This is a genomic window from Desulfovibrio cuneatus DSM 11391 (assembly GCF_000430005.1).
In the GTDB taxonomy this organism is placed as follows: Bacteria; Desulfobacterota; Desulfovibrionia; order Desulfovibrionales; family Desulfovibrionaceae; genus Frigididesulfovibrio; species Frigididesulfovibrio cuneatus.
Genome location: NZ_AUCY01000041.1, coordinates 20,151 through 30,180, shown reverse-complemented (window position 1 = coordinate 30,180; position 10,030 = coordinate 20,151). Strand labels below are relative to the sequence as shown.

The 10,030-nt window shown below is 57.6% G+C and carries 9 protein-coding genes; 3 read left to right on the top strand and 6 right to left on the bottom strand.

What is annotated here, in order from left to right; genetic code table 11:
- The first annotated feature begins 341 nt into the window (after positions 1–341).
- Positions 342–1,517: a lytic murein transglycosylase gene (locus G497_RS17795; protein ID WP_051258048.1), complete on the top strand. Its 1,176-nt coding sequence runs from the start codon at positions 342–344 to the stop codon at positions 1,515–1,517.
- 89 nt (positions 1,518–1,606) lie between these two features.
- Positions 1,607–2,716 (top strand): GAK system CofD-like protein, encoded by a 1,110-nt coding sequence (locus G497_RS17790; protein WP_245576378.1) that lies wholly within the window; start codon positions 1,607–1,609, stop codon positions 2,714–2,716.
- A 99-nt stretch (positions 2,717–2,815) separates the two neighbouring features.
- On the opposite strand, the gene G497_RS0110670 is transcribed toward G497_RS17790, so the two are convergent.
- The 6 genes from G497_RS0110670 to def all read right to left on the bottom strand — a co-directional run bounded on the left by G497_RS0110670 (position 2,816) and on the right by def (position 8,747).
- Positions 2,816–3,178 (bottom strand): hypothetical protein, encoded by a 363-nt coding sequence (locus tag G497_RS0110670; protein WP_156908052.1) that lies wholly within the window; start codon positions 3,176–3,178, stop codon positions 2,816–2,818.
- A gap of 17 nt (positions 3,179–3,195) precedes the next feature.
- Entirely contained in the window at positions 3,196–3,753 is a 558-nt protein-coding gene (locus tag G497_RS0110665; RefSeq protein ID WP_439328862.1) for a nucleotide exchange factor GrpE, read from the bottom strand.
- A 719-nt stretch (positions 3,754–4,472) separates the two neighbouring features.
- Positions 4,473–6,038: an RsmB/NOP family class I SAM-dependent RNA methyltransferase gene (locus G497_RS17785; protein ID WP_051258046.1), complete on the bottom strand. Its 1,566-nt coding sequence runs from the start codon at positions 6,036–6,038 to the stop codon at positions 4,473–4,475.
- A gap of 270 nt (positions 6,039–6,308) precedes the next feature.
- Positions 6,309–7,226, bottom strand: coding sequence for a DUF116 domain-containing protein (locus G497_RS17780; RefSeq protein ID WP_084516211.1), 918 nt, complete (start codon positions 7,224–7,226; stop codon positions 6,309–6,311).
- A 3-nt stretch (positions 7,227–7,229) separates the two neighbouring features.
- Positions 7,230–8,246, bottom strand: a complete 1,017-nt coding sequence (fmt, locus tag G497_RS0110645) for a methionyl-tRNA formyltransferase (RefSeq protein WP_027188131.1) — start codon at positions 8,244–8,246, stop codon at positions 7,230–7,232.
- A gap of 3 nt (positions 8,247–8,249) precedes the next feature.
- Positions 8,250–8,747: a peptide deformylase gene (def, locus tag G497_RS0110640; protein WP_027188130.1), complete on the bottom strand. Its 498-nt coding sequence runs from the start codon at positions 8,745–8,747 to the stop codon at positions 8,250–8,252.
- 604 nt (positions 8,748–9,351) lie between these two features.
- On the opposite strand from def, the gene G497_RS0110630 reads away from it, so the two are divergent.
- A complete protein-coding gene (locus G497_RS0110630) occupies positions 9,352–9,861 on the top strand; it encodes a hypothetical protein (RefSeq protein ID WP_051258045.1) in 510 nt (169 codons plus the stop codon).
- Positions 9,862–10,030 lie beyond the last annotated feature (169 nt).

Below are 10,030 nucleotides of genomic sequence, written 5' to 3'. Positions count from 1 at the left end.
TTCTATCTTTTCACCAACGCCCCGCCCAAGCACAGCCCCCTGCTCGCGCATGGATGCACCTACGGTGCCTCCACTCGCTCGCAGGAGCTTGGAATGCTTCCCCACACCGTAGTGTTGGTAACACAACCTTACGCCAAAGCCTTCCCTAAAGCCGACGGCAGTCGCGAGCGTAGCGAGCCATGGAGTGACAAGGCGAGGCGCAGGCGGCTACGCCGCCGAAGCATCTTGCTCGCCGCAGGAGCGGAGAAATGACACCCGAACGGAAGCATAGATAGACGATGATAGCGTTATGTGTTATGGAATTTTTCCACGTATACTGATTTTTTTGAGGTGCCCCTGTGATGAAACCACGTTGTCCATTTTTTGGTCTGTACCGTCTGCTGCTGGTAGTATGCCTTGTGTTACTTGCGGCCTGCGGCGGCGGGCGCAGTGCAGCCAATGCCACAAGCGCAGCGCCAGAACAACCCAGCCAGCCCATTGCCCTTGGGGGCTGGGAACCACTGAAGAAGCGCCTTGCGGCAGACAACATCACTGGCCCGGAAGTGGACAGATTCTTTGCGCAGCTCCCCCCGTACAATCCTGCCCCCATGAGCGCAAAAATCAAGGAACTGTTTGCCATTACCTTCCAAAGAGACCCCAACAGGCCAAAACCCCCGCCAGTGCCAGAATCTGTGCGTAAGTCGCGGGTATACAAGGGCCTTGTTACCCAGGCCACAGTGGATAAATGCCGTGCGTTTTTAGAGGAACACAAGGCTACCTTTATCAATATGGAAAAAACCTATGGCGTGCCCAAGGAAACCGTTGCGGCGCTTTTGTATGTGGAAACGCGCCTGGGCACTTATGTGGGCAACGACAACGCCCTGCTTATTCTTGCTTCCATGGCAGATTCCATCCAGCCTGAAAAAGTACGCCCTGCCCTGTATGAAGTGCCGTTAACCCAAGAGCATGATAGCTGGCTGCGCACCAAGTTGCAGGAGCGCTCCACCTGGGCTTACAAGGAACTGAAAGCCTTACTCACCTACTGCACGGCAAACCATGTAGACCCTGTCATTATGCCGGGCTCTATGTATGGTGCCATTGGCATATGCCAGTTTATGCCCAGCAACATCAGCCTGTTCGGGGTTGATGGCAACAAAAACGGCAAAATAGACCTGTTTGAACCGGCAGACGCCATTCACAGCGTAGGTAACTATCTAGCAGGCAGTGGCTGGAAGGGTAAGCAGGATGGCGACGAAGAACGTAAAGTACTGCGCCGCTACAACAACCTGACTATTTATGCCAACTCCATTATGGCCCTGGCTGCCTCTGTTCGCACTGGGGTGCTGCATTCTGCCCCGCCAGACATGGCCCAGGCCAAAAAAACGGCTACCCCGGCCAAAACCAAGGCCCCTGCCAAAGCCCCTGCAAAGGCTGAAGCCCCCAAAAAGGCTTCCCCGGCAGCAGGCAACAATGGGGCCAAAGGCGCGGCAAAAAGCAGCATGGGCAGTAAACCTGCCAGCGTTGCCACGGCCCCGTAGCAGATTCAAGGCCCAGTAAATCATGTATTTTTTCAGGTAAGGAGCAGTCTATACCTGCCCATTCTTCTTCCCTGCGTGCCGGAAAGCTTGTGTTTTTCAGTGGTGGCACGGCCCTGCGTGAAACGGCCTGCCAGTTGGCTGCCCGCACCGATTTGTGCGCCCACATCATTACCCCCTTTGATTCTGGCGGCAGCTCTGCCACCTTGCGCCGGGCCTTCCATATGCCGGCCGTGGGCGATATTCGCAACCGTATTCTTTCCCTTGCCAACACCGCCCTGCCCGGCATAGCCGAGCTTTGCACCCTGCTGGGCTACCGCTTGCAGGAAAGCACCCCCAATGCCCTGTTTGCAGAACTGGTGCGCCTTGCCAAAGGCCGCCACCCGTTGTTGCGCCAGGTGCCACAGCCCTTCCAGCAAGTTATTCAGCACCACATTACCTGTTTTGCCGTGCATATGCCGCCGGAATTTCCCCTTGCCGGGGCCAGCATTGGCAACCTTGTTATTGCGGCAGGGTACCTTGGGCAAGGGCACAAACTGTGGCCTGTTATTGAGCAATTTTCCCACATGGTGCAGGCCAGGGGCACGGTGTTGCCTGTTGTGGAAGAACCCGCCCACCTTGCGGTGCGCCTTGCCACGGGTGAAGTGCTGGTGGGCCAGCACCGCTTTACAGGCAAAGGGGAGCAAGGGGAGCAAAAACTCACCGCCCCCATTGAGGCCATGTGGCTTGTGGCAAGCGAAGAAGACCCAAGCCCTGTGTTCCCTGCCATTGGCCCCCAGGTGGAAGAAACCATAGCCGGTGCCCGCACAATCTGCTTTCCTGTGGGGAGTTTTTACTCCAGCGTGCTGGCTAATTTGTTACCCCGTGGGGTGGGGCAGGCTGTGGCGGCTGCCCGTTGCCCAAAGGTGTATGTGCCCAACCTGGGTACAGACCCGGAACAAACAGGACTTACCCTGCGCGTGCAGGTGGAACGCCTGCTGGCCACGCTGCTGGCAGACGCCCCAGGGGCACGCCCGCACGATGTGCTGACTGCCCTGGTGGTGGATGCGGAACAGGGCGGCTATGCCGGGGGCATTCCCCACGGCTGGCTGCAGGAACTTGGCGTGCAGGTGGTCAATACCCCGCTTGTCACCCAGCCAGGGGCAACCCGTGCCCATGCGGTGTTGCTGGCTGGGGCGTTATTACCCATGGCGGGGTTGTAGGAGGCGGTGTGTGCCGTACAAAACGAGGCACGCCCCTTAAAAGAAAAAGGGCAGGATGTTTCCATCCTGCCCTTTTCATACCTAAAAGGAAGCGCTTCCTTACGCGTTGCCGCCGGGATGCATCATTTGCACCGCCTCATCCGGGCTCAGCCCGGCCATGCGCACAATGGAAACGGGGTATTCACCCCCGGCATCCGGCATGCATAACGGGCACCCTTCGGAAAGTACCAAGCAGCGCTCATCCAACGTATTTATATCAATGCCCGCAGATTCCACAAGGGCGGTGGTTTGTCCTTTTTCCCAAATAACGGGTTTGCCGCACTGGTGGCATTCCACGTACATCAGTTCCGGGTCAAAAGAAACAACATACACCCCTTTTGCGAGAAACTTTTTTTGCAGGGCACTATTTTCTATCAGCGCTTTGCGGGCTGTGTAGGTCAGTATATTTTTAGCAAATCCCATGGGAATTCTCCTCAGGGTTATCCTCTCTTGCACACCACAACACGGGCTGGCCGCAGCAAACGTTCATGTAGTTTGTACCCAAGGCCAAGCAGCTTGCCCACGTGGTTTTCTTCCACGCCGGGAAAGTCTTCAAGCCCCACAGCCTCGTGCAGGGCGGGGTTGAACTCTTCCCCCACAACGCCTACTGTTTCCAGGCCATGTTTTTTCAGGCTTTCCAGCAGCAGCTTGCGGGTCATATCAACGCCAAGTACAAAGTTTTTGCAAGCCTCATCGGGCGTGGCGTGGCGCAGGGCAAGGTCAAGGTTGTCCAGCGAAGGAACGATGTCTGCCAGCACCCCTTCAGCCGCGAAGCGGGAAAAATCCTCTTTTTCTCGGGCCATGCGCTTTCTGGCGTTATCTACTTCAGCAAGGCTGCGCAGCTTTGTTTCGGTGGCTTCTTTTTGCACAGGGCACACAGCGCAAAGGCGGGGCTTACAGGCATGCAGCAATTCCTCATCGGTTAAGGCTGCCAGGGCATCAAAGGCAGAAGCCGCTTGCGGCTCAACCGTTCCTTCTGTTTGCGGTGCTTCCGGCATAAGCCCACCAAGGTTTGCCTGGTTTGGGTCAAAGGAAGGCATTTCTCCTTCCTGGGCCACATATGCCTTGTACGCCTTTGCTTTATCGTTTTTCATAGCGCTCAATTACGTATATGTTGTTGTTGTGCCAAAAATGGCTATGGCGGCAAGCCGCTGTTCCCCAGTATTTTATTGTCAGTAATATTTTCTATGGGTAAGCACGGGAGGCGCATATGTCAACCATGCGACCTGCCCTGGGCAATGCCAAGAATGCGGCAACGTGTGGTTACCGCATCCTTGGGAGTATTTGGGGAGTGAGGTTATCTTTTGGTGTAGCCTGTGCTGGCTTCATATTCGCCCTTGGCCTTTACCTGGGCACACCCGGTGCAAAGGGCCATGCCAACGAGCACCACAAGAATCATACAAAGAACGCGCATGTCTGCCTCCATAGGGACGTTACTAAAACAAACGGTGCTATAAAATAGCTGCTCCTGTGAAGTAAGTAAAGTTCTGTCGCTAAACGGAAAACTTAGCAATGGCTCGCAAATATGTCGGTAAGCGAAAAACGAAACGCTCAGTTTTTTGTTAGGTATTCTTTACGGGGTGGACTTTGGTTCAGGGCGTATCCCTAAAGCCGACGGCAGTCGCGAGCGTAGCGAGCCGTGGAGCGATGCGGCGGGGCGCAGGCGGCTATGCCGCCGAAGCATAAAACCCGCCGCTAGAGCGGAGAAAAAGAAAACTCAGCGTTTCCTCAGGACTGCGCCGTAAAAGAACTCCCGCAAGGGGCTTAGCGGCGCAATGGTATGTTCACGTTCCAGGGTAAATTCCGGGTGCGCTGCCAAAAAGGCGGCCACGCGTTCTTCGTTTTCTTCCTGGTTCATGGTGCAGGTAAGGTACGCCAGCACGCCGCCCTGGGCCACGTGCGGGGCCACGGCTTCCAGAATGGCTGCCTGGGTTGCTACCAGGGCCTGCACGTCTGCCGGGGTGCGGCGCAGGCGAATTTCCGGGTGGCGGCTGAGGGTGCCAAGGCCGGAGCAGGGGGCGTCCACCAATACAGCCCCAAAGCCGCCTGCCATGCATTGGGCCAGGGGGGCGCTTTGCGCAGCCGCACTGTTTTGTTCAGAAATAAGAATGTGGCCCTGGCCTGCTGCCACTTCCTGGGCGCTGCCTACCACGCATAGGGGGGTTGCTTCTGGCCCAAAGCCGAGGCGGGCCGCTTCCTGTGCAAGGGCACCAATGCGCTGGGGGGAAGGGTCTGCGGCAAGGGTTACGGGAACCCCAAGTTCCATAAGGGCCAGGGTTTTGCCCCCACGCCCGGCGCAGGCGTCCCACACCGGGCCAGGCCATGTGTGGGGGTGCAGGGCGCTCAGGGCCAGGTAGGAAGCGGCTGACTGCCGTGTGGCGTTGCCTTCCCGGGCAAGGCTTTTACCTTCCCAAGGCAGGCTGCCGCCAAAAGCCAGGGCGCATTCCCCCACCGTATAAATGGCTTTGGAACTGGTGCGGTTGCGTACTTCTGCCCCAGGGTTATTGGCCTGTGCCTTTTCCTGGGGCTCTGCCGCTTCAGCCAGTGTGGTTGCATCTTCGCAGGAGGCACACCCGGCAAGGTCCAGGGCCACCACCGGGTCTTCTGTTTCATCCAGCAGGTGCTGGCGGGCCGCAGCCCACCCTGCATGCTGTTTGTTCAGACGCAGGCCGGAAGGGGCGGCTTCTTCCGAAGCCTGCAACAGGGCAAGGGCAGCTTCTTCCCCATACTGCTGCTGCCACAGGGCTACTACCCATTGGGGTACGCTGTGCCACAGGGCCAGGGCTTCCTGCTTTGTGGTGGTGTGCGTTAGATAAAAGGCATAGTCGTAAAAGGACTTTTGGCTGCGTTGCATGGCCCTTAGCGTGCCGTTGGCCACGTTGCCAAGGCCCTGCCCAAAACGGTTGCGCACGTGGCCTACAGCCCAGCCCACTGCTGCGTGGTGGGGCATACGCATAAAGGTCATGGAATACCATGCCAGCAGCAGGGCCAGTAACATTTCCCGAGGCAGCTTTTCCGGCTGGCGCAAGAAGCGGTGTAAAAACCATTCCAGGCGCGAATACCGCCGCAAGGTGCCATAGAGCAACTCCGTGCACAGGCGCTTGTCCGAGGGCGTCATGCCTGCCTGCACAAGCAGGGCGTCCAGCGCAGCCTGTGAGGCAACCCCTTCGTCCACCACCTGGGCAAGGGCCACCAGGGCCGCTGCGCGTGGGTCATGCACGGCCTTGTGCATGGCTTTTTTCCGGGGGGCTGGCCCGCTACGGGGTGCGTTTTTCTCTGCCATGATTGCTGTAATGTCCTTTTCCTTTCTCCGCTCGGGCTTCGTTGAGATGAACAGCCAGCAAAGCTGTCTGTTCCCTCCGCCCTCACTCGATTTGCTCCGCTCCTGCGGCGGGTAAAATGCTCCGGCGGCGTAGCCGCCTACGCCCCGCCTTGTCACTCCACGGCTCGCTAACGCTCGCGACTGCCGTCGGCTTTAGGGAAGGTTGTTGCGTAGGGCTGTATTGGTCAACACTACGGTTTATGGGTATTCCAAAAACACAAAATCTGAGTCCTATCCCTGCCCTTGCGTTCCTTCCGGCGCGGGCTGCACGAAGCGCTTCAGGGCTTCTTCCACCAGCACAAGGTTTACGCAGGTGTTGCGGCACGGCCCTTCCGGCCTATGGTTGAGTATGCCGAACACCGGCAGGGGGTGCGTGTCTTGAATGCCTGCGGCCAGGTCGCGTTCGCAGGCCACGGCAATAATAAATTTGGGCCGGGTTTCCACCACAATGCGCCGGGCAATGCTGCCCCCTGTGGCCACGGCAAGGCGCACTCCGTATTTGTCGCGCAGGGCCAAAAGCCCGCCCACAGGGCACTTGCCGCAGCGGGCGCAGGCTTCCACCGTGTCTGTTAGGCGCAGGCGGCAACTGGCGTTTTGCACGCAGTGGGGCAACAGTACTAAAAGGCGCTGGGGCGGAATTTTCCCTTCATGGCTCAGGGCCAACTGGTTGTTCACCTTAATGAAGGAGCGGCGTACTTCGCCGGGGGCAACGCCTGCCACACGGGCCAGCAGTTCCATAAGGGGCAGCAACAGCTTGATGGTGAGGCCGCGTACCCGTTCTGCCCCCCAGTAGGCACGGCCCGTAAGAATTTGCAGCACAAGGCCAAGGGTTGCCCACACCACACACCCGATGAGCAGAAAAAAGAGGCCCCCGGTTATATAGGGCACGGCAGGATGAATGTTGCCCAGCCCCACATAGGGAATTACCCACCCCAGCAGAAGCAGCAGGCACAGCAGCACGGCGGTTCCTGTAACCAGGCCAATGAACAACCGCTTGCGGGGCGGCTTTTGCCCGGCATCGCTGATGAAGGGTAGAGGAATGCGTTTTTCCGCAGTGCCCTGCCCCGGAGCCTTACAGGAAGGCCCCGGCTGTTCAGGCAGGCCGGGTGGCGTTGGACCTTGGGCGTTTGGGGGGGAACCTGGAAGCATATGTTACTCCGGCGGAATAAACGCCGCGCCTGGAAAGGCCTTGCAATAGCCATTGATAAATGCTTGGCCGTCCATGTTTTTTTTCCCTGCGGGGCGCAGTGCGCTAAACACATAAGGACCATCGGCGCAGGCCACTACCAGCCCCCCTGCATGCACGCCAAGAATGGTGCCAGGGGCAGGGTGGGGGGCGCTGGCAAAAAGGGCGGTAGCCCCTTCTGTAAAGGGCATGGTGCCGGGTTCTGCCTGCACAAGCAAATCTTCCTGCCCATTCCGGCGCAAGCACAATTGCACGCCGGGCCAGGGGAACAGCCCGCGGGCCAGGGCGTGCACGCGCAGTTGCGGCAAGCGTAAATCAAGGCGGCATTCTGCCTTGTGCAGCTTGGCGGCATGGGTTGCCCGTGCATTGTCTTGCACAATGGGGGTAAGCTGGCCTGCCTGCAAGCGCTGTAATGTTTCCAACAGCAGCACCCCGCCTGCCGCAGCCAGTTCGTCGTGCATGGTGGCGGAAGTGTCGTTAATGCCAATGCCCATGGCCCGTTGTAGTAAAATAGGGCCAGTGTCCAGCCCGGCTTCCATGCGCATAATGGTCACGCCTGTCACGGTATCGCCATTCATGACGGCCCGCTGAATGGGGGCTGCCCCCCGGTAGCGCGGCAGGAGCGATGTGTGCACGTTAAGTGGCATCAGGCGGGGCACATCCAGCACGGCCTGGGGCAGCAACATGCCGTAAGCGGCCACCAAAAGCACGTCTGGCGCATAGCCTTGCAGGGTGGGCAGGGCGGCAGGGTCTTTAAAGGTAAGGGGCTGCTGCACGGGCAGGCCTTTTTCCAGGGCCAGAATTTTCGTTTCCGGCATTTTCATGGCCTTGCCACGGCCTGCGGGTTTGTCTGGCTGGCAATATACCGCGGCCACCTCAACCTCGCCACTGGCCAGCACGGCTTCTAGTACCGTGGCGGCAAAAGCGGGCGTTCCCATGAACACGGCACGCAGCGGGCGTTTTTTGTGCGCAGACTCTTCCATCTCCTATTTCCCGTGCTTGGCGATGCGCTTGTCATACATCATGCGCTTCAAGGTGCTGATGTGGTCAATAAACAGCTTGCCTTCCAGGTGGTCGCATTCGTGCTGCAAGCAAATGGCCAGAATTTCATCGGCATCAAATTCAATGGGCTCGCCTTCCAGGGAAGTGGCACGGCAGCGAACGCGCAAACTGCGGTACAGGGTGGAGCGAAAATCATTCACGGAAAGGCACCCTTCCTCAGACTCCACTTCCGGCCCGGAAAGTTCCAGCACCGGGTTTATGAGAATGCGCAGGTCTTCACGTTTTTCAGGGCCGCTTACATCCACCACAATCAGGTGAATGGATTCCCCCACCTGGGGGGCAGCAAGGCCAATGCCGTCACGCGCGTACATGGTTTCCACCATATCTGCCGCAAGGGTGCGAATTTCCGGGGTAATGGCCTCCACAGGCACAGCTTTGCGCTTGAGCCGGGCGTCAGGGTATTGCAAAATAGGCAGAATCATATTGTTCCTTCAATCGGGTCTGGCTGTCTTTTTGTCTTCTGGCAGGCATTACGCCAAAAGGAAAAGCAAAAAGAGGTGGTTGTAAAAAGCAAACGACACGCTGTGCAGGGCCATTTTGCAAGCAAAATTGCCTCAATGCACGCTGGCTTGTGAGCGGGGCAGCATTGCTGTTCTTTGTCGTTGTGTGCAAAAAAAATGCCCCGCCAGACAATGTTCCCCTGTGCAGGGAATGCGTTCCCCCGTGGGAACTGGCCTGGTTGCGCCGCAGGCTACACCAAATGGAGCCAAAGGGCAAAAGAGTTGTAATGGGCACCGTACGTATACTGTTTGTCAAGGAAGAATAAGGTATTTTCCAGAAAAGAAAAGAGGAAACAGAAGGGGAAGTTACCGGAAGGTGCCCGTAAGTATGTTTGGCCAAGGGACTATGGCCGGGGTAAGCTAGGCGTTTATTGAGGGCAACGGAGCAATGGGGTATGTGCGGTTTTGGAAATGCTCAGTTTTTCCATTGACCTTTATCCTTCCCTCTCTTACAAATCAGGGTGGTTCCTGCATTATTGCCAGGCGCCATACCACCGACCATTAACGGGACATAAGGAGGACGACCATGTTTACAACCCGTGCCCGCCTGCTTTCTGTTGTGTTATCCTGCCTGTTGCTTGCAGCCCTGGCCTTTGCCAGCCCTGTACTGACTGCGGAAACGACCACCAAAGTACCCCCTGCGGCAGAAGCAAAATCTGTTACCGCAGACGCCACCCAGCCAAAGACCCCCAGCACCCCTGTTTTTGTGGAACTGGAAGGCACAGACACCATTGGGGCCAAGCTTTCCATGCAGCTTCAAGAAATGTTCAATTCTGGCACGCTGTTTACTTTAACAGCCAAAGATGAGCCGAAAATTCGCATTCTCATCAGCACAAAGCCTGAATTTACTTCCCGCCCCGGCGTGGGCTCTGCCTATTCCGTTATTTGGCTGTATCATGAACGCTCCACAGCCTTCACCAGCTACCTTGCCAGCGAAGTAGGGGTGGTTAGCCTTGATGAAGTGCCCGCCCTGGCCATGCGCATTGCAGAACGCACCACAGGCCTTGCTGCCAAATATTCCTACATATTTAAATAGCGTTTTCTTGGGGGACGCTGTCCCCCATACCCCCTGCAAGGGACGTGACGCCCCTTGACCCCCATTAGCGTTCAGCTTTCCGCATTGCGGAAAACTGAACGCAAAGGTGGGGTTCCAAGGGCATCATGCCCTTTAAGCCGACGGCGGTCGCGAGCGTAGCGAGCCGTGG

Coding starts and splice junctions, on each gene's coding strand:
- G497_RS17795 (WP_051258048.1), top strand. CDS start 342: ATGAAACCACGTTGTCCATTTTTTGGTCTGTACCGTCTGCTGCTGGTA.
- G497_RS0110670 (WP_156908052.1), bottom strand. CDS start 3,178: ATGGGATTTGCTAAAAATATACTGACCTACACAGCCCGCAAAGCGCTG.
- G497_RS0110665 (WP_439328862.1), bottom strand. CDS start 3,753: ATGCCGGAAGCACCGCAAACAGAAGGAACGGTTGAGCCGCAAGCGGCT.
- G497_RS17785 (WP_051258046.1), bottom strand. CDS start 6,038: ATGGCAGAGAAAAACGCACCCCGTAGCGGGCCAGCCCCCCGGAAAAAA.
- G497_RS17780 (WP_084516211.1), bottom strand. CDS start 7,226: ATGCTTCCAGGTTCCCCCCCAAACGCCCAAGGTCCAACGCCACCCGGC.
- fmt (WP_027188131.1), bottom strand. CDS start 8,246: ATGGAAGAGTCTGCGCACAAAAAACGCCCGCTGCGTGCCGTGTTCATG.
- def (WP_027188130.1), bottom strand. CDS start 8,747: ATGATTCTGCCTATTTTGCAATACCCTGACGCCCGGCTCAAGCGCAAA.
- G497_RS0110630 (WP_051258045.1), top strand. CDS start 9,352: ATGTTTACAACCCGTGCCCGCCTGCTTTCTGTTGTGTTATCCTGCCTG.